Below are 17,739 nucleotides of genomic sequence, written 5' to 3'. Positions count from 1 at the left end.
GCTCAGAGCCCTGCGCGAGTCCCTTCGGGTGGCGCAACACTGTGGCAACACCACAGACGCCGGGCCGCCGGTGCGTTCCCTGACAGCGGGTCGGCCTGGACGGGCACGCGCACAAGTTCCCGCACCAGCTCTCGGGCGGCCAGCGCCAGCGCGTGCAGCTGGCCCGCGCCCTCGCCGCGCGCCCGCGCGCCGTCCTGATGGACGAACCCTTCGGGGCGCTCGACGCCCAGACCCGCGCCGGATGCAGGACCTCCTCGTGGACGTCCTCGCGGGCACCGGCGCGAGCGGCCCGGGAGGGCCAGCAGCGGTGGCCAAGGGCCTGGCCGCGGTGCACGCCCCGGCCCCGCTGGACCCGCTGCTGGCCGACCCGGACCCGCTGGTGCGAGGCGCCGCGCTCGGCGCGCTGGCCTCGGCCGGGTGCCCGGACGGGTACGCCCGTACCGCGGTGGCGGCCCTGGCCGACGGCGCCTGGCAGGTCCGGGCGGGCGCGGCGGCCGGGCTGTCGGCGGCCGCCGCGGAGGCGGCCGTACCGGCGCTGGCCAAGGCCCTGGCCGACGCCGACGCGGACGTCCGGAAGGCCGCGGTGCTGGCCCTGCTGGCCCACCGGCACACCGCGGAGGCCCGGGGGGCCCTGGCCACGGCGGTCGCGGACCCGGACGCGGACGTCCGCGCGTACGCCGCCCGCGCCGCCTGTCCCTCACATGGTGTCAGGCGCTGGTGCCGGGTCCCCCGTTCGGGCTTCCGCGGCGTGCAGGGCCCGCAGGGCGCCGGGATGGTGGAGGAAAGCCCGTCGACGGCAGGAGTCCCCATGTCCCCAGATGTCCGTAAGGCCGCCCTCGTGATCACCGCCGCCGTGTCTCTGGGCCTGGCCGCCGTGGTCCCGGCGCACGGCGTCGAGGGGCCGGCTCCCGATCCCCGCAACGCGAAGGCCATGCGGGACATGGCCACGGCCATCGCGGTGACGGCCAGGTACACGGACGAGCGGGAGGCCCTCAAGGACGGGTACGTCCCCCACGGTGAGGAATGCATGACCAACCCGTTCGGGGTCGGCGCCATGGGCTACCACTACGTGAAGCAGGCCAACTGGGGTTCGAAGGATCCCGCCAGGCCGACCGCGCTCCTCTACAGCAAGGAGAAGGACCGCCACGGACGTCGCAAGCTCCAGACCGTGGAGTGGATGTCCACCGACCGGGACCAGGACCTGAAGACGGCCGACGACCGTCCGAGCATGTTCGGGCTGCCCTTCGACGGGCCGATGCCTGGCCACTGGGCGGGCATGCCCAAGCACTACGACCTCCACATGTGGGCGTACAAGGAAAATCCGGCCGGCCGTTTCCACAACTGGAACCCGGCGCTGACCTGCCCGAAGAAGTCCCCCGCCGCGGGCAAGCCGGCCGCCGCCCACACGCACGGCCACTAGTCCGGGCCCAAGATGCGGTCAAGTGACAGGCGCATATGACTCCGCGGCTTCTCCGGGAATCCCGGGCGATAGGCTGGTCGGACTCGCGAGACTCCGTGGCATGGGAACACTACCGATGAGCGTCGATCCCGAGACCCCCGAGCAGGAGCCCGCCCCGCGCTGGCCCGTCACGCCCGCGGGCGGGTGGACGGCCGACGACCTTGACCGGCTTCCCAACCTGCCTCCGCACACGGAGCTGATCGACGGAAGCCTGATTTTCGCGAGTCCGCAAACCCGTTTCCACATGCGAGCCCTGCGATTCTTCGAATGGCAACTCGAATCACTGGTTCCGGACGGACTCGAAGTGATGAGAGAGTTCACCATCGACATCGACCGACTGAACCGGCCCGAGCCGGACGTCCTCGTCGTCGATGAGGAACTGGCCCGGGGCCCCGAGCAACAGACGCGGATCCCCGCCGCGTCCGTCCGGCTGGCCATCGAGGTCGTCTCCCCTGATTCGATCGGCCGGGACCGCGAGACCAAGCCGGCCAAATACGCCCGGGCAGGAATCCCCCACTACTGGCGGGTCGAGAACAAGAACGACCGGGCAGTCGTTTACGTGTTCGAACTCGAACCGGCCACGCGTGTCTACGTCGCAACGGGCATCTTCCACGACCGGCTGAAGGTCGCGGTCCCCTTCCCCATCGACCTGGACCTCACCACCATCAAACCGAAGGGGCTACCGGAGTAGACCCGCACACAACCAAGGGCCCGGCTCCCCCGAAGGGGACCGGGCCCTTGGCCGTTGCGCGAACTGGTCAGCGGACGAAGGTGCTCGCCTGCCCCGCCAGGTCCAGGAAGTACTGCGGGGCCAGGCCCAGGATCAGCGTGACCGCGACGCCCACCGCGATGGTGGTCATCGTCAGCGGCGAGGGCACCGCCACCGTCGGTCCGTCGGCCTTCGGCTCGCTGAAGAACATCAGGACGATCACCCGGATGTAGAAGAACGCGGCGATCGCGGACGAGATGACGCCGATCACGACCAGCACCCCGGCGCCGCTCTCCGCCGCCGCCTTGAACACGGCGAACTTGCCCGTGAAGCCGGAGGTGAGGGGGATGCCCGCGAAGGCGAGCAGGAACACCGCGAAGACGGCCGCCGTCAGCGGTGAACGTCGGCCGAGCCCCGCCCACTTGGACAGGTGCGTGGCCTCGCCGCCCGCGTCACGCACCAGCGTGACCACCGCGAAGGCTCCGATTGTCACGAAGGAGTAGGCGCCCAGGTAGAAGAGGACGGACTGGACGCCCTGCGCCGAGGTCGCGATCACACCGGCAAGGATGAAGCCGGCGTGTGCGATCGAGGAGTAGGCGAGCAGTCGCTTGACGTCCGTCTGGGTCACGGCGATCACCGCGCCCGCGAGCATGGTGACGATGGCGACCGCCCACATCACCGGACGCCAGTCCCAGCGCAGCCCCGGCAGGACCACGTAGAGGAGGCGCAGGAGGGCGCCGAAGGCGGCCACCTTGGTCGCCGCCGCCATGAAACCGGTGACCGGGGTCGGGGCGCCCTGGTAGACGTCCGGGGTCCACATGTGGAAGGGGACCGCGCCGACCTTGAAGAGCAGGCCCATCAGGATCAGCGCGCCACCGGTCAGCAGCAGCGCGTCATTGCCCATGGTGGAGGCCAGCGCCGGGTCGATCTTCGCGACCGTGCCGTCGACGACGTCGGCGATCACCGCGTACGAGACCGAGCCCGCGTACCCGTAGAGCAGTGCGATGCCGAAGAGGAGGAAGGCGGAGGAGAAGGCACCCAGCAGGAAGTACTTCACCGCGGCCTCCTGCGACATCAGCCGCTGTCGGCGGGCGAGGGCGCAGAGCAGGTACAGGGGGAGGGAGAACACCTCCAGGGCGATGAACAGCGTCAGCAGGTCGTTGGCCGCCGGGAAGATCAGCATGCCGGCGATCGCGAACAGGGCCAGCGGGAAGACCTCGGTGGTGGTGAAGCCCGCCTTGACGGCGGCCTTCTCGCTGTCGCTGCCCGGTACCGACGCCGCCTGGGCGGCGAAGGAGTCCACCCGGTTGCCGTGCGCCGCGGGGTCCAGCCGCCGCTCGGCGAAGGTGAAGACCGCCACGACCGAGGCCAGCAGGATGGTGCCCTGCAGGAAGAGCGCCGGGCCGTCCACGGCGATGGCACCCATGGCGGCGATGTGGGCCTTGCCCGACCCGTACCCGCCGGCCGCGAGGCCGACGACCGCGGCGAAGGCCGAGGCCAGCGCGGCGACGGCGAGGAACACCTGCACGTAGTAACGGGACTTGCGGGGCACGAAGGCCTCGACGAGGATCCCGAGCACCGCCGCGCCCACCACGATCAGCGTGGGCGCGAGCTGTGCGTACTCGATGGTCGGTGCCGGGATCCGGTCGGCCGGTGCCTCGGCCGCCAGTGTCCACAGGCTGTGGGCGGAAGTCGATGCGCTCACTTCGCCACCTCCCCGTTCTTGGCTTCGACGTCGACCTCGGGCTCCGGGTCCGTCTGCTTGACGTCCGACATGGTGTGCTCCACCGCCGGGTTGACGATGTCGGTGAGTACCTTCGGGTAGACGCCCAGCCCGATCAGCAGGGCGATCAGCGGGGCGACCACCAGCACCTCCCGCAGGCGCAGGTCCGGCATGGTGCGGACCTCCTCCTTCACGGGGCCGGTCATCGTGCGCTGGTAGAGCACCAGCGTGTAGAGGGCGGCGAGCACGATGCCGGTGGTGGCGATGATGCCGACGACCGGGTATCGGGCGAACGTGCCGACCAGGACCAGGAACTCACTGACGAAGGGCGCGAGGCCCGGCAGCGAGAGGGTGGCGAGGCCGCCGATCAGGAAGGTGCCGGCGAGGACCGGGGCCACCTTCTGGACGCCGCCGTAGTCGGCGATGAGCCGCGAGCCGCGCCGCGAGATCAGGAAGCCGGCCACCAGCATCAGTGCCGCCGTCGACAGGCCGTGGTTGACCATGTAGAGGGTGGCACCGGACTGACCCTGGGAGGTCATCGCGAAGATGCCCAGGATGATGAAGCCGAAGTGCGAGATCGAGGCGTAGGCGACCAGCCGCTTGATGTCCCGCTGGCCGACCGCGACCAGCGCGCCGTAGACGATGCTGATCAGGGCCAGGACGAGGATCACCGGCGTGGCCCACTTGCTGGCGTCGGGGAAGAGCCCGAGGCAGAAGCGGAGCATCGCGAAGGTGCCGACCTTGTCGACGACCGCGGTGATCAGTACGGCGACCGGAGCGGTGGACTCGCCCATCGCGTTGGGCAGCCAGGTGTGCAGCGGCCAGAGCGGGGCCTTCACCGCGAAGGCGAAGAAGAAGCCGAGGAACAGCAGCCGCTCGGTGTTGGCCGACATGTCGAGCGTGCCCGCGGCCCGGGCGGCGGTGATCTCCTGGAGGGAGAAGTTCCCGGCGACCACGTAGAGGCCGATGACGGCCGCCAGCATGATCAGGCCGCCGACCAGGTTGTAGAGGAGGAACTTGACCGCCGCGTACGAGCGCTGCGTGGCCGCGTTCTCCTCGGAGCCGCCGTGGGCCCGGTCCCCGAAGCCGCCGATGAGGAAGTACATCGGGATGAGCATGGCTTCGAAGAAGATGTAGAAGAGGAAGACGTCGGTGGCCTCGAAGGAGATGATCACCATCGCCTCGACCAGCAGGATCAGGGCGAAGAAGCCCTGGGTCGGCCGCCACCTGGACGACGAGGTCTCCAGCGGGTCGGCGTCGTGCCAGCCGGCCGCGATCACGAAGGGGATCAGGAGCGCGGTGAGCCCGATGAGCACCACCCCGATCCCGTCCACGCCCAGCTCGTAACGGACGCCGAAGTCGGCGATCCAGGGCCGGGATTCGGTGAGCTGGTAGCGGTCACCGGTCGGGTCGAACCGGACCGCGACGAGCACGGCCAGGGCCAGTGTCGCCAGCGAGAAGAGCAACGCGAGCCACTTGGCGGCGGTCCTGCGGGCGGCCGGGACGGCCGCCGTCAGGATCGCGCCGACCGCGGGGACCGCGGCCGTCACCGTCAGAAGCGGGAAACTCATTTCACACCGCCCTCATCAGCAGGGTCGCGGCGATCAGAACCACCGTGCCCCCGAACATCGAGACCGCGTAGCTGCGGGCGTAGCCGTTCTGCAGCTTGCGCAGGCGGCCCGAGAGCCCGCCGACCGAGGCGGCCGTCCCGTTGACCACCCCGTCGACCACGCTGTGGTCGAGGTACACGAGCGAGCGGGTCAGGTGCTCCCCGCCGCGCACCAGCACCACGTGGTTGAAGTCGTCCTGGTAGAGGTCCTTGCGGGCCGCCCGGGTGAGGAGCGAGCCGCGCGGGGCGACGACCGGGACGGGCCTGCGTCCGTACATGGCCCAGGCGATCCCGACGCCGATGACGAGGACGACCATGGTGGCCGCGGTGACCGTCATGGCGCTGACCGGCGGGTTGCCGTGCTCGTAACCGGTGACGGGCTCCAGCCACTTCAGGAAGCGCTCGCCGATCTCGAAGAAGGCTCCGGCGAAGACCGAACCGAAGGCCAGGATGACCATCGGGATGGTCATCGACTTCGGGGACTCGTGCGGGTGCGGCAGCTCGCCGGGGTGCACCTCGACGCCGGGCTCCACGCCCGGCGTCTTGTCCGGGTCCGGCGCCGGCTGCCAGCGCTTCTCGCCGAAGAAGGTGAGGAGCATGACCCGCGTCATGTAGAAGGCGGTGATGCCGGCGCCCAGCAGGGCCACTCCACCCAGGATCCAGCCCTCGGTGCCGCCCTTCGCGAAGGCCGCCTCGATGATCATGTCCTTCGAGAAGAAGCCCGACAGGCCCGGGAAGCCGATGATGGCCAGGTACCCGAGGCCGAAGGTCACGAAGGTGACGGGCATGTACTTCCGCAGGCCGCCGTACTTGCGCATGTCGACCTCGTCGTTCATCCCGTGCATCACGGAACCCGCGCCGAGGAAGAGACCTGCCTTGAAGAAGCCGTGCGTCACCAGGTGCATGATCGCGAAGACGTAGCCGATCGGGCCGAGGCCCGCGGCGAGGATCATGTAGCCGATCTGCGACATCGTCGAGCCCGCCAGGGCCTTCTTGATGTCGTCCTTCGCGCAACCGACGATCGCACCGAAGAGCAGTGTGACCGCGCCCACGACGGTGACCACCAGCTGGGCGTCCGGCGCCCCGTTGAAGACGGCGGCCGAGCGGACGATCAGATACACGCCCGCCGTCACCATGGTGGCCGCGTGGATCAGGGCCGAGACCGGCGTCGGGCCCTCCATCGCGTCCCCGAGCCAGGACTGCAGCGGGACCTGCGCCGACTTGCCGCAGGCGGCCAGCAGCAGCATCAGGCCGATGCCCGTCAGCGTGCCCTCGGAGGTCTCACCCACGGAGGCGAACACCGGCTCGAAGGCGAAGGTGCCGAAGGTGGTGAACATCAGCATGATCGCGATCGACAGGCCGATGTCGCCGACGCGGTTGACCAGGAAGGCCTTCTTCGCGGCGGTGGCCGCGCTGGGCTTGTGCTGCCAGAAGCCGATCAGGAGGTACGAGGCGAGGCCCACGCCCTCCCAGCCGAAGTACAGCAGCAGGTAGTTGTCGGCGAGGACCAGGAGCAGCATCGCCGCGACGAACAGGTTCAGGTAGCCGAAGAAGCGGCGGCGGCGCTCGTCGTGCTCCATGTACCCGATCGAGTACACGTGGATGAGCGTGCCCACCCCGGAGATCAGCAGGACGAACGTCATCGACAGCTGGTCCAGCTGGAAGGCCATGTCCGCCTGGAAACCCTCGACGGGGATCCACGAGTACAGGTTCTGGGTCAGGGTCCGGTCCTCGGCCGTGCGCCCCAGCATGTCGGCGAACAGGGCGACGCCGATCCCGAAGGAGGCGGCCGCGAGCAGGGTGCCGATCCAGTGACCGACCTTGTCGAGGCGCCGGCCGCCGCAGAGCAGCACCACCGCTCCGAGCAGGGGCGCCGCGATCAGCAGCGCAATCAGGTTCTCCACAGCGACCCCTTACAGCTTCATCAGGCTGGCGTCGTCGACCGAGGCCGAGTGGCGGGTACGGAACAGGGACACGATGATCGCCAGGCCGACCACGACCTCCGCGGCGGCGACGACCATCGTGAAGAACGCGATGATCTGGCCGTCGAGGTTGCCGTGCATCCGGGAGAACGCGACGAAGGCGAGGTTGCAGGCGTTGAGCATCAGCTCGACGCACATGAACAGCACGATCGCGTTCTTGCGGATCAGGACCCCGGTGGCACCGATGGTGAACAGCAGGGCCGCCAGGTACAGGTAGTTGACCGGATTCACTTCGAGGCCTCCTCACGGCCGAGGCGCTCCGAGGAGGCCTGCTCCAGTGCCTTGAGGTCGTCGATCGCCTGGCTGGAGACGTCCCGGATCTGGCCGCGGGCGCGCAGCGTCCGGTTGACGGTCAGCTCGGACGGCGTGCCGTCCGGCAGCAGACCGGCGACGTCGACCGCATTGTGCCGGGCGTAGACGCCGGGCGCGGGCAGCGGCGGCAGCTGGACGCCCTCGCGGACCCGCTTCTCGGCGAGTTCGCGCTGGGTGGCGGCCCGTTCGGTGCGCTCGCGGTGGGTGAGCACCATCGCGCCGACGGACGCGGTGATCAGCAGCGCACCGGTGATCTCGAAGGCGAAGACGTACTTGGTGAAGATCAGCTGCGCCAGGCCCTCGACGTGTCCGCCGGAGTTGACCCGGCCGAGCCCGTTGAAGTGGGTGAGCCCGGCGTTGGCGATGCCGCCGATCAGCAGGGTGCCGAAGCCGAGCCCGCACAGGACGGCCATCCACCGCTGTCCCTTGATGGTCTCCTTCAGGGAGTCGGCGGCGGTGACGCCGACGAGCATGACCACGAAGAGGAAGAGCATCATGATCGCGCCGGTGTAGACGATGACCTGGACGACGCCCAGGAAGTACGCCCCGTTGGCGAGGTAGAAGACGGCCAGGATGATCATCGTCCCGGCCAGGCTGAGGGCGCTGTGTACGGCCTTCTTCATCAGGATCGTGGCCAGTGCGCCGATGACGGCGACCGTGCCGAGGATCCAGAACTGGATCGCCTCGCCCGTGGAGGTCATGGAGGCGGCGGAGGCGGCGATGGCGCTCATGCGTCCACCTCCTCGGACTTCCCGTCCTCCGGGGCGACCTCGCCCTTGGAGACGGCGACCTGCCGGACGGTGCCGGGGGCGGCCCCGGTCACCAGCCCTCGGTAGTAGTCCGTGTCGTCCGTGCCGGGGAAGATCGAGTGCGGCGCCTCGACCATGCCCTCGGTCAGGCCGGCCAGCAGCTGCTCCTTGGTGTAGATGAGCGATTCGCGGCTGGAGTCGGCCAGTTCGAACTCGTTCGTCATGGTGAGCGCCCTCGTCGGGCACGCCTCCACGCACAGCCCGCACAGGATGCAGCGGGCGTAGTTGATCTGGTAGACGGCGCCGTACCGCTCACCCGGGGAGTAGCGCTCCTCCTCGGTGTTGTCCGCGCCCTCCACGTAGATCGCGTCGGCGGGACAGGCCCAGGCACACAGCTCGCACCCGATGCACTTCTCCAGACCGTCGGGGTGCCGGTTGAGCTGATGCCGTCCGTGGAAGCGCGGTGCGGTCGTTTTCTGCTGCTCCGGGTACTGCTCGGTGAGGCGCTTCTTGAACATGGCCTTGAAGGTCACGCCGAAGCCCGCCACCGGGTTCTGCCACTTCTCGTCGGACATCTCTCAAGCCTCCTCTCGGTCACTGTCAGTATTCGTCCCGCCACTGACAATCAGCTCCCGCTCGGTGCGGGACCGCCTGCGCGGTACGGGTGCGAGGTGCTGGCCGGGCTTGGGCGGTACGGGGAATCCGCCCGCCTGCGGGTCGAAGGGCTCGGCGTCGTGCACCGCCTCGGCGGCCGCCGTCTTCTCCCGTTTGTCGCGGAAGATGTCCGCGACGAAGGAGAGCAGAAGGATCGCCACGACGGCGCCGCCGATGTAGAGGACGATCTCGCTGAAGTCGTACGCCTCGTTGCGCAGCGCCCGGACGGTGGCCACCAGCATCAGCCAGACCACCGAGACGGGGATCAGGACCTTCCAGCCGAGCTTCATCAGCTGGTCGTAGCGCACGCGGGGCAGCGTGCCGCGCAGCCAGATGAAGAAGAACAGCAGCAGCTGCACCTTGAGGACGAACCAGAGCATCGGCCACCAGCCGTGGTTCGCGCCCTCCCAGAAGGAACTGATCGGGTACGGGGCCCGCCAGCCGCCCAGGAAGAGGGTGACCGAGACCGCCGAGACGGTGACCATGTTGACGTACTCGGCCAGCATGAACAGTGCGAACTTGATGGACGAGTACTCGGTGTTGAAGCCGCCGACCAGGTCGCCCTCGGACTCCGGCATGTCGAAGGGGGCGCGGTTCGTCTCGCCGACCATCGTGATGACGTAGATGATGAAGGACACCGGCAGCAGGACGATGAACCAGCGGTCCGCCTGCGCTTCCACGATCGCCGAGGTCGACATCGACCCGGAGTAGAGGAAGACCGAGGCGAAGGCCGCGCCCATCGCGATCTCGTAGGAGATCATCTGCGCGCAGGAGCGCAGGCCGCCGAGGAGCGGGTAGGTGGAGCCGGAGGACCAGCCGGCCAGCACGATGCCGTAGATGCCGACCGAGGCCACCGCGAGGATGTAGAGCATCGCGATGGGCAGGTCGGTCAGCTGCATCGTGGTGCGCTGGCCGAAGATGGAGACCTCGTCGCCCGGCGGCCCGAAGGGGATCACCGCGATGGCCATGAAGGCCGGGATCGCCGCGATGATCGGGGCCAGGACGTAGATGACCTTGTCGGCCCGCTTGACGATCAGGTCTTCCTTGAGCATCAGCTTCACGCCGTCGGCGAGCGACTGGAGCATGCCCCAGGGACCGTGCCGGTTCGGGCCGATGCGCAGCTGCATCCAGGCGACGACCTTGCGCTCCCACACGATGGAGAAGAGCACCGTCACCATCAGGAAGGCGAAGCAGAACACCGCCTTGACGACGACGAGCCACCAGACGTCCTGACCGAACAGGGACAGGTCCTCGGCAGCGAGTTGAACGGTGTTCACGCGCCCACCTCCGCAGTGGTGTCGCCTGCGCCGGCCGGCTTCGCCGGGCCGATGCGTACGAGGGTGCCCGGACGGGCGCCGGCGTCGGCGAGGACGCCGGAGCCGGTGGAGTTCAGCGGGAGCCAGACCACGCGGTCGGGCATCTCGGTGATCCGGAGCGGGAGTTCCACGGAGCCGGCCGGGCCGGTGACCGCGAGGACGTCGCCGTCCTTGACGCCGGTCTCGGCGGCCGTGGCGGCCGACAGCCGGGCGCTCGCCTCGTGCCGGGTGCCGGCCAGGGCGTCGTCGCCCTCCTGCAGCCGGCCGAGGTCCAGCAGGAGCCGGTGGCCGGCGAGGACCGCCTCGCCGGTGCCGGGGCGGGGCAGGGGCACGGTGTCCGCGCTCTGCCCGGCGGCCCGCTCCCCGGCCCACCGGCCGAGCCGGTCGATCTCCCGGCGTACGGCGTGCACGTCGGGCAGTGCGATCGGCCGGTCGGCGGCGTCGGCCAGCATGTGCAGCACGCGGGCGTCGGCGGGGGCGAGCCGGCGGGTCATCTGGTCGGGCTTGAGCGCTGCCTCGAACGGCCGGACCCGGCCCTCCCAGTTGATGAACGCGCCCGCCTTCTCGGCCACCGCTGCGACCGGGAGGACCACGTCCGCGTGCTCGGTGACCTCGCCGGGCCGCAGTTCCAGGGAGACCACGAAGGCCTCCTGGAGGGCGGTCCGCGCGCGGGCCGGGTCCGGCAGGTCGGCGACCTCGACGCCCGCGATCAGCAGGGCCGAGAGCTCCCGGGTCGCCGCGGCCTCGACGATCTGGCCGGTGTCGCGGCCGTAGCGGTGCGGGAGGTCGTCCAGGTCCCAGGCGGCGGCGACCTCGGCGCGGGCCCGCGGGTCCGTGGCGGGGCGGCCGCCCGGCAGCAGGGACGGCAGCGCGCCCGCCTCGACGGCGGCCCGCTCACCGGCCCGGCGCGGGATCCACACCAAGGTGGCCCCGGTGGCGCCGGCGGCCCGTACGGCCGCGGTCAGCGCGCCCGGCACCCCGGCGAGGCGCTCCCCGACGAGGATGACCGCTCCGGGCAGGCGCAGTGCCTCGGCGGCCTCGGCGCCCCCGGTCTCCAGGCCGGTCCGGGAGGCCAGCGCGTCGAGCCACTCGGGCTCGGTGCCGGGCGCGGCGGCCAGCAGGAGGCCGCCGGCCTTGTCCAGGCCGCGGGTGGCGAAGGGGGCGACGGAGAAGGTCCGCTGCTTGTGCTTGCGGTGGGCCTTGCGCAGCCGCAGGAAGACCCCCGGAGCCTCCTCCTCGGCCTCGATGCCGACGAGCAGCACCGCCGGGGCCGCCTCCAGGGCGGTGTACGAGAGCCACCGACCGCCGAGGTCGACCCCGTACCCGGCGACCGCCGAGGCCAGGAACTCGGCCTCCTCCGCGCTGTGCACGCGGGCCCGGAAGTCGATGTCGTTGGTGTCGAGCACCACCCGCGCGAACTTGGCGTAGGCGTAGGCGTCCTCGACGGGGAGCCGGCCGCCGGTCAGCACCCCGGCCCGGCCGCGCGCGGCGGCGAGCCCGTGGGCCGCGGCCTCCAGGGCCTCGGGCCAGCTCGCCGGCTCCAGCACCCCGGCGGCGCTGCGCACCAGCGGGGTGGTCAGCCGGTCCGGGCGCTGCGCGTAGCGGAACCCGAAGCGGCCCTTGTCGCAGAGCCACTCCTCGTTGACCTCGGGGTCCTCGGCGGCCAGGCGGCGCAGCACCTTGCCGCGGCGGTGGTCGGTGCGGGTCGCGCAGCCGCCCGCGCAGTGCTCGCACACGCTCGGGGAGGAGACGAGGTCGAAGGGGCGGGAGCGGAACCGGTACGCGGCCGAGGTGAGGGCGCCGACCGGGCAGATCTGGATGGTGTTGCCGGAGAAGTACGACTCGAAGGGGTCGCCCTCGCCGGTGCCGACCTGCTGGAGCGCGCCGCGTTCCAGCAGCTCGATCATCGGATCGCCGGCGATCTCGTTGGAGAAGCGGGTGCAGCGCGCGCACAGCACGCACCGCTCGCGGTCCAGCAGCACCTGGGTGGAGATGGGAACCGGCTTCTCGTAGGTGCGCTTCTTGCCCTCGAACCGCGATTCGGCGTTGCCGTGCGACATGGCCTGGTTCTGCAGCGGGCACTCGCCGCCCTTGTCGCAGACCGGGCAGTCCAGCGGGTGGTTGATGAGCAGCAGCTCCATCACACCGCGCTGGGACTTGTCGGCGACCTCGGAGGTCAGCTGGGTCTTGACGACCATGCCGTCGGTGCAGGTGATGGTGCAGGAGGCCATCGGCTTGCGCTGGCCCTCGACCTCGACGATGCACTGGCGGCAGGCGCCGGCCGGGGAGAGGAGGGGGTGGTCGCAGAACCGGGGGATCTCGATGCCGAGCTGCTCGGCGGCCCGGATGACGAGGGTGCCCTTGGGCACGGACAGTTCGACCCCGTCGATGGTCAGCGAGACGGTGTTCTCGGGTGGAACCGCCGCTCCGCCCCCGGAGGCCGCTGTAGTGGTGACGGTCATGCGTTCACCTCCGTGTCGGCCCAGAGGGTCGACTTCCTGGGGTCGAAGGGGCAGCCCTTGCCCGTGATGTGCTGCTCGTACTCCTCGCGGAAGTACTTGAGCGAGGAGAAGATCGGACTGGCCGCACCGTCGCCGAGCGCACAGAAGGACTTGCCGTTGATGTTGTCGGCGATGTCGTTCAGCTTGTCGAGGTCGGACATGACGCCCAGGCCGGCCTCGATGTCGCGGAGCAGCTGGACCAGCCAATAGGTGCCTTCGCGGCAGGGGGTGCATTTGCCGCAGGACTCGTGGGCGTAGAACTCGGTCCACCGGGTCACGGCCCGCACCACGCACGTCGTCTCGTCGAAGCACTGGAGGGCCTTGGTGCCGAGCATCGATCCGGCGGCGCCCACGCCCTCGTAGTCGAGCGGGACGTCGAGGTGCTCGTCCGTGAACATCGGGGTGGAGGAGCCGCCCGGGGTCCAGAACTTGAGCCGGTGCCCGGGGCGCATGCCGCCGCTCATGTCGAGGAGCTGGCGCAGGGTGATGCCGAGCGGGGCCTCGTACTGGCCGGGGCCGACGACGTGCCCGGAGAGCGAGTACAGGGTGAAGCCGGGGGACTTCTCGGTCCCCATCGACTTGAACCAGTCCTTGCCCTTGTTCAGGATCGCGGGAACCGACGCGATCGACTCCACGTTGTTGACGACAGTGGGGCACGCGTAGAGCCCCTCGACCGCAGGGAAGGGGGGACGCAGCCGGGGCTGGCCGCGCCGGCCTTCGAGGGAGTCGAGCAGCGCCGTCTCCTCGCCGCAGATGTACGCGCCCGCGCCCGCGTGCACCGTGATGTCGAGGTTGCGCCCGGTGCCGTCGATGTCCGTGCCGAGGTATCCGGCCGCGTACGCCTCGCGCACGGCCTCGTGCAGGCGCCGCAGTACGGGCACCGTCTCCCCGCGCAGGTAGATGAAGGCGTGCTCCGAGCGGATCGCGTAGCAGGCGATGATCATTCCCTCGATGAGGGAGTGCGGGTTGGCGAAGAGGAGGGGGATGTCCTTGCAGGTACCCGGCTCCGACTCGTCCGCGTTCACCACCAGGTAGTGCGGCTTTCCGTCGCCCTGCGGGATGAACTGCCACTTCATTCCGGTGGGGAAGCCGGCGCCGCCGCGGCCGCGCAGACCCGAGTCCTTGACGTAGGCGATGAGGTCGTCCGGGGTCATCGCGAGGGCCTTGCGCAGGCCCTCGTACCCCTCGTGCCGCCGGTAGGTCTCCAGCGTCCACGACCGCGGCTCGTCCCAGAAGGAGGACAGCACGGGGGCGAGGAGCTTCTCCGGGCTGGTCCCTCCCCCGGTCTCCGGGTGGGAGGTGCCCCCATTGCCGCCGTTGCTCAGTTCGGAAGACACCGACATCACTCCCCTCCCTCGGTGGTGGCCTCGCCGCGCGGGTGGACGATCGGGGTGTGCGCGGATTCTCCGCGCGCGATGCGCAGCCCGATCAGGGAGGCGGGGCCGGCGCCGCCGGTCGCCTCGACCGCGCCCTCGCGTTCGTCCGGGAACCCGGCCAGGATCCGGGCGGTCTCCTTGTACGTGCACAGCGGCGCGCCCCGGGTCGGCGAGACCTCGCGGCCGGCCAGCAGGTCGTCGACCATGGCCTTGGCGGACTGGGGTGTCTGGTTGTCGAAGAACTCCCAGTTGACCATCACCACGGGGGCGAAGTCGCAGGCCGCGTTGCACTCGATGTGTTCGAGGGTGATCTTGCCGTCGGGGGTGGTCTCGTTGTTGCCGACGCCGAGGTGCTCCTTGAGCTCCTCGAAGATCGCGTCGCCGCCCATCACCGCACACAGGGTGTTCGTACAGACACCGACCTGGTAGTCGCCGGAGGGCCGCCGCCGGTACATCGTGTAGAAGGTCGCCACAGCCGTGACCTCGGCGGTGGTCAGGCCCAGTACCTCGGCGCAGAACCGGATGCCGGTGCGCGAGACGAAGCCCTCCTCGGACTGGGTCAGGTGCAGCAGCGGCAGCAGCGCGGAGCGGCTGTCGGGGTAGCGCGCGATGACTTCCTTGGCGTCGGCTTCGAGGCGCTCGCGTACCTCCGCCGGAAAGTCGGGGGCCGGCAGCTGGGGCATGCCCAGCGAGACCCCTTGGTTCGAAGGACTGGCGGTCATCGGTCGACGCCTCCCATCACGGGGTCGATGGAGGCGACGGCGACGATGACGTCGGCGACCTGGCCGCCCTCGCACATCGCGGCCATGGCCTGCAGGTTGGTGAAGGACGGATCGCGGAAGTGGACCCGGTAGGGGCGGGTGCCGCCGTCGGAGACGACGTGCACGCCGAGCTCGCCCTTGGGGGACTCGACGGCCGCGTACGCCTGCCCGGCCGGTACCCGGAAGCCCTCGGTCACCAGCTTGAAGTGGTGGATGAGGGCCTCCATGGACGTGCCCATGATGTTCCTGATGTGATCGAGCGAGTTGCCGAGACCGTCCGGGCCCATCGCGAGCTGCGCCGGCCAGGCGATCTTCTTGTCGGCGACCATCACCGGTCCCGGCTCCAGGCGCTCCAGGCACTGCTCGACGATCCGCAGCGACTGGCGCATCTCCTCCAGGCGGATCAGGAACCGCCCGTAGGAGTCGCAGCTCTCGGTGGTCGGCACGTCGAACTCGTAGTTCTCGTAGCCGCAGTACGGGTCCGACTTGCGCAGGTCGTGCGGCAGGCCGGCGGAGCGCAGGATCGGGCCGGTGGCGCCGAGTGCCATGCAGCCGGTGAGGTCGAGGTAGCCGACGTCCTGCATGCGGGCCTTGAAGATGGGGTTGCCGGTGGCGAGCTTGTCGTACTCCGGCAGGTTCTTCTTCATGGTCTTGACGAACTCGCGCAGCTGGTCGACGGCGCCCGGGGGCAGGTCCTGCGCGAGGCCGCCGGGGCGGACGAACGCGTGGTTCATGCGCAGTCCGGTGATCAGCTCGAAGATGTCGAGGATCAGCTCGCGGTCGCGGAAGCCGTAGATCATGATCGTGGTCGCGCCCAGCTCCATGCCCCCGGTGGCGATGCACACCAGGTGGGAGGAGAGCCGGTTGAGTTCCATGAGCAGGACGCGCAGGACGGTGGCGCGGTCCGGGATCTGGTCGGTGATGCCGAGCAGCTTCTCGACGCCGAGGCAGTAGGCCGTCTCGTTGAAGAACGGCGTCAGGTAGTCCATGCGCGTCACGAAGGTGGTGCCCTGCGTCCAGTTCCGGAATTCGAGGTTCTTCTCGATGCCGGTGTGCAGGTAGCCGATGCCGCAGCGGGCCTCGGTGACCGTCTCGCCGTCGATCTCCAGGATCAGGCGCAGCACTCCGTGGGTGGACGGGTGCTGCGGACCCATGTTGACGACGATCCGCTCGTCGTCGGCCTTGGCCGCGGACTGGACGATCTCGTCCCAGTCGCCGCCGGTGACGGTGTAGACGGTGCCCTCGGTCGTCTCGCGGGAGGACGCGTGGTCCGCGGAGGCGTGGTTTGACGTGGACATCAGCTGTACGACCTCCGCTGGTCGGGAGCCGGGATCTGGGCGCCCTTGTACTCGACGGGGATGCCGCCGAGCGGGTAGTCCTTGCGCTGCGGGAAGCCCTGCCAGTCGTCCGGCATCATGATCCGGGTGAGGGCCGGGTGCCCGTCGAAGATCAGGCCGAAGAAGTCGTACGTCTCGCGCTCGTGCCAGTCGTTGGTCGGGTAGACGGCGACGAGCGAGGGGACGTGCGGGTCGCTGTCCGGGACGGACACCTCCAGCCGCAGGATCCGCCCGTGCGTGAGCGAGCGCAGGTGGTAGACGGCGTGCAGTTCGCGGCCCTTGTCCCCGGGGAAGTGCACGCCGGAGACACCGGTGCAGAGCTCGAAGCGCAGGGCCGGGTCGTCGCGCAGGGTGCGCGCCACTCGGACCAGGTGCTCGCGGGCGATGTGGAAGGTGAGCTCGCCCCGGTCGACCACCGTCTTCTCGATGGCGTTGGCGGGGACCAGGTCCTGCTCCTCCAGGGCGCCTTCGAGCTCGTCGGCCACCTCGTCGAAGTAGGAGCCGTACGGCCGGCTCGTCGCGCCGGGCATGGCCACGGTCCGCACGAGGCCGCCGTAGCCGCTGGTGTCCCCGCCGCCCGCGGCACCGAACATGCCCTTGTGGACGCCGATGACCTCGGGGCCCTGGGCGCGCGGCGCGGGGACGTTGCTGCCATTGCTGCCGTTCTCCGGCTCTTGGGTCTCGCTCACCGGAGCAGCCCCTTCATCTCGATGGTGGGGAGGGCCTTGAGGGCCGCCTCCTCCGCCTCACGGGCCGCCTCTTCCCGGTTCACGCCGAGCTTTCCGCCCTGGATCTTCTGGTGGAGCTTGAGGATCGCGTCCAGCAGCATCTCGGGGCGTGGCGGGCAGCCGGGCAGATAGATGTCCACCGGGACGATGTGGTCGACGCCCTGGACGATCGCGTAGTTGTTGAACATGCCGCCCGAAGATGCGCAAACCCCCATGGAGATAACCCATTTGGGAGCGGGCATCTGGTCGTACACCTGCCGCAGCACCGGCGCCATCTTCTGACTGACCCGTCCGGCCACGATCATCAGATCGGCCTGGCGCGGGGAGCCGCGGAAGACCTCCATGCCGAAGCGGGCCAGGTCGTACCGGCCCGCTCCGGTGGTCATCATCTCGATGGCGCAGCAGGCCAGACCGAAGGTGGCCGGGAAGACGGACGACTTGCGCACCCATCCCGCGGCCTGTTCGACGGTGGTCAGCAGAAAGCCGCTCGGCAGCTTCTCTTCCAGTCCCATGGAAATTCAGC

The 17,739-nt window shown here is 69.9% G+C and carries 13 protein-coding genes and 3 pseudogenes; 3 read left to right on the top strand and 13 right to left on the bottom strand.

The window, feature by feature from the left end; all coding sequences use genetic code 11:
- Positions 1-86: 86 nt before the first annotated feature.
- The 3 genes and pseudogenes from ACWGIU_RS02125 to ACWGIU_RS02115 form a co-directional block, all read left to right on the top strand.
- Positions 87-286 (top strand): annotated as a pseudogene (locus tag ACWGIU_RS02125) (ATP-binding cassette domain-containing protein); the annotation flags it as partial.
- An 18-nt stretch (positions 287-304) separates the two neighbouring features.
- Positions 305-688, top strand: a pseudogene (locus ACWGIU_RS02120) (HEAT repeat domain-containing protein); the annotation flags it as partial.
- An 847-nt stretch (positions 689-1,535) separates the two neighbouring features.
- Positions 1,536-2,150: a Uma2 family endonuclease gene (locus tag ACWGIU_RS02115; protein WP_453701784.1), complete on the top strand. Its 615-nt coding sequence runs from the start codon at positions 1,536-1,538 to the stop codon at positions 2,148-2,150.
- Positions 2,151-2,217: 67 nt separating this feature from the next.
- On the opposite strand, the gene nuoN is transcribed toward ACWGIU_RS02115, so the two are convergent.
- The 13 genes and pseudogenes from nuoN to ACWGIU_RS02050 all read right to left on the bottom strand — a co-directional run bounded on the left by nuoN (position 2,218) and on the right by ACWGIU_RS02050 (position 17,728).
- Positions 2,218-3,873: an NADH-quinone oxidoreductase subunit NuoN gene (gene nuoN, locus ACWGIU_RS02110; protein ID WP_453701783.1), complete on the bottom strand. Its 1,656-nt coding sequence runs from the start codon at positions 3,871-3,873 to the stop codon at positions 2,218-2,220.
- Positions 3,870-5,462, bottom strand: a complete 1,593-nt coding sequence (locus ACWGIU_RS02105) for an NADH-quinone oxidoreductase subunit M (RefSeq protein WP_453701782.1) — start codon at positions 5,460-5,462, stop codon at positions 3,870-3,872. The genes nuoN and ACWGIU_RS02105 overlap by 4 nt, the downstream gene beginning before the upstream one ends.
- A gap of 1 nt (position 5,463) precedes the next feature.
- Complete coding sequence (nuoL, locus tag ACWGIU_RS02100) at positions 5,464-7,404, bottom strand: NADH-quinone oxidoreductase subunit L (protein WP_453701781.1); 1,941 nt, start codon at positions 7,402-7,404, stop codon at positions 5,464-5,466.
- Positions 7,405-7,413: 9 nt separating this feature from the next.
- The gene (gene nuoK / locus ACWGIU_RS02095) at positions 7,414-7,713 is read right to left on the bottom strand and encodes an NADH-quinone oxidoreductase subunit NuoK (protein ID WP_030653455.1); all 300 of its coding nucleotides are present in this window, start codon (positions 7,711-7,713) and stop codon (positions 7,414-7,416) included.
- Entirely contained in the window at positions 7,710-8,525 is an 816-nt protein-coding gene (locus ACWGIU_RS02090; RefSeq protein ID WP_453701780.1) for an NADH-quinone oxidoreductase subunit J, read from the bottom strand. Before ACWGIU_RS02090 ends, nuoK begins: the two co-directional genes overlap by 4 nt.
- Positions 8,522-9,118 carry an NADH-quinone oxidoreductase subunit NuoI gene (gene nuoI, locus ACWGIU_RS02085; RefSeq protein ID WP_453701779.1) on the bottom strand — a complete coding sequence of 199 codons (597 nt, stop codon included), beginning with the start codon at positions 9,116-9,118 and terminating at the stop codon, positions 8,522-8,524. Before nuoI ends, ACWGIU_RS02090 begins: the two co-directional genes overlap by 4 nt.
- Positions 9,119-9,121: 3 nt before the next feature.
- Entirely contained in the window at positions 9,122-10,474 is a 1,353-nt protein-coding gene (gene nuoH, locus ACWGIU_RS02080) for an NADH-quinone oxidoreductase subunit NuoH (RefSeq protein WP_453701778.1), read from the bottom strand.
- The gene (locus tag ACWGIU_RS02075; RefSeq protein ID WP_453701777.1) at positions 10,471-12,975 is read right to left on the bottom strand and encodes an NADH-quinone oxidoreductase subunit G; all 2,505 of its coding nucleotides are present in this window, start codon (positions 12,973-12,975) and stop codon (positions 10,471-10,473) included. Before ACWGIU_RS02075 ends, nuoH begins: the two co-directional genes overlap by 4 nt.
- A complete protein-coding gene (gene nuoF / locus ACWGIU_RS02070) occupies positions 12,972-14,357 on the bottom strand; it encodes an NADH-quinone oxidoreductase subunit NuoF (protein WP_453701776.1) in 1,386 nt (461 codons plus the stop codon). The genes ACWGIU_RS02075 and nuoF overlap by 4 nt, the downstream gene beginning before the upstream one ends.
- A complete protein-coding gene (gene nuoE / locus ACWGIU_RS02065; protein WP_453701775.1) occupies positions 14,357-15,112 on the bottom strand; it encodes an NADH-quinone oxidoreductase subunit NuoE in 756 nt (251 codons plus the stop codon). The genes nuoF and nuoE overlap by 1 nt, the downstream gene beginning before the upstream one ends.
- Entirely contained in the window at positions 15,109-16,449 is a 1,341-nt protein-coding gene (locus ACWGIU_RS02060; RefSeq protein WP_453701774.1) for an NADH-quinone oxidoreductase subunit D, read from the bottom strand. The genes nuoE and ACWGIU_RS02060 overlap by 4 nt, the downstream gene beginning before the upstream one ends.
- A pseudogene (locus ACWGIU_RS02055) lies at positions 16,449-17,231 on the bottom strand (NADH-quinone oxidoreductase subunit C); the annotation flags it as partial. The pseudogene ACWGIU_RS02055 and the gene ACWGIU_RS02060, both read right to left, overlap by 1 nt.
- Positions 17,174-17,728, bottom strand: coding sequence for a NuoB/complex I 20 kDa subunit family protein (locus ACWGIU_RS02050; RefSeq protein ID WP_266381642.1), 555 nt, complete (start codon positions 17,726-17,728; stop codon positions 17,174-17,176). The gene ACWGIU_RS02050 and the pseudogene ACWGIU_RS02055, both read right to left, overlap by 58 nt.
- Positions 17,729-17,739: the final 11 nt, after the last annotated feature.

It is taken from the genome of Streptomyces sp. NPDC054840 (assembly GCF_053611065.1).
The sequence above is the reverse complement of the archived record's forward strand: the minus strand, read 5'-3'. Positions and strand labels throughout refer to the sequence as shown.

Coding starts and splice junctions, on each gene's coding strand:
- nuoE (WP_453701775.1), bottom strand. CDS start 15,112: ATGACCGCCAGTCCTTCGAACCAAGGGGTCTCGCTGGGCATGCCCCAG.
- ACWGIU_RS02050 (WP_266381642.1), bottom strand. CDS start 17,728: ATGGGACTGGAAGAGAAGCTGCCGAGCGGCTTTCTGCTGACCACCGTC.
- ACWGIU_RS02115 (WP_453701784.1), top strand. CDS start 1,536: ATGAGCGTCGATCCCGAGACCCCCGAGCAGGAGCCCGCCCCGCGCTGG.
- ACWGIU_RS02075 (WP_453701777.1), bottom strand. CDS start 12,975: ATGACCGTCACCACTACAGCGGCCTCCGGGGGCGGAGCGGCGGTTCCA.
- ACWGIU_RS02105 (WP_453701782.1), bottom strand. CDS start 5,462: ATGAGTTTCCCGCTTCTGACGGTGACGGCCGCGGTCCCCGCGGTCGGC.
- nuoI (WP_453701779.1), bottom strand. CDS start 9,118: ATGTCCGACGAGAAGTGGCAGAACCCGGTGGCGGGCTTCGGCGTGACC.
- nuoF (WP_453701776.1), bottom strand. CDS start 14,357: ATGTCGGTGTCTTCCGAACTGAGCAACGGCGGCAATGGGGGCACCTCC.
- ACWGIU_RS02090 (WP_453701780.1), bottom strand. CDS start 8,525: ATGAGCGCCATCGCCGCCTCCGCCGCCTCCATGACCTCCACGGGCGAG.
- ACWGIU_RS02060 (WP_453701774.1), bottom strand. CDS start 16,449: ATGTCCACGTCAAACCACGCCTCCGCGGACCACGCGTCCTCCCGCGAG.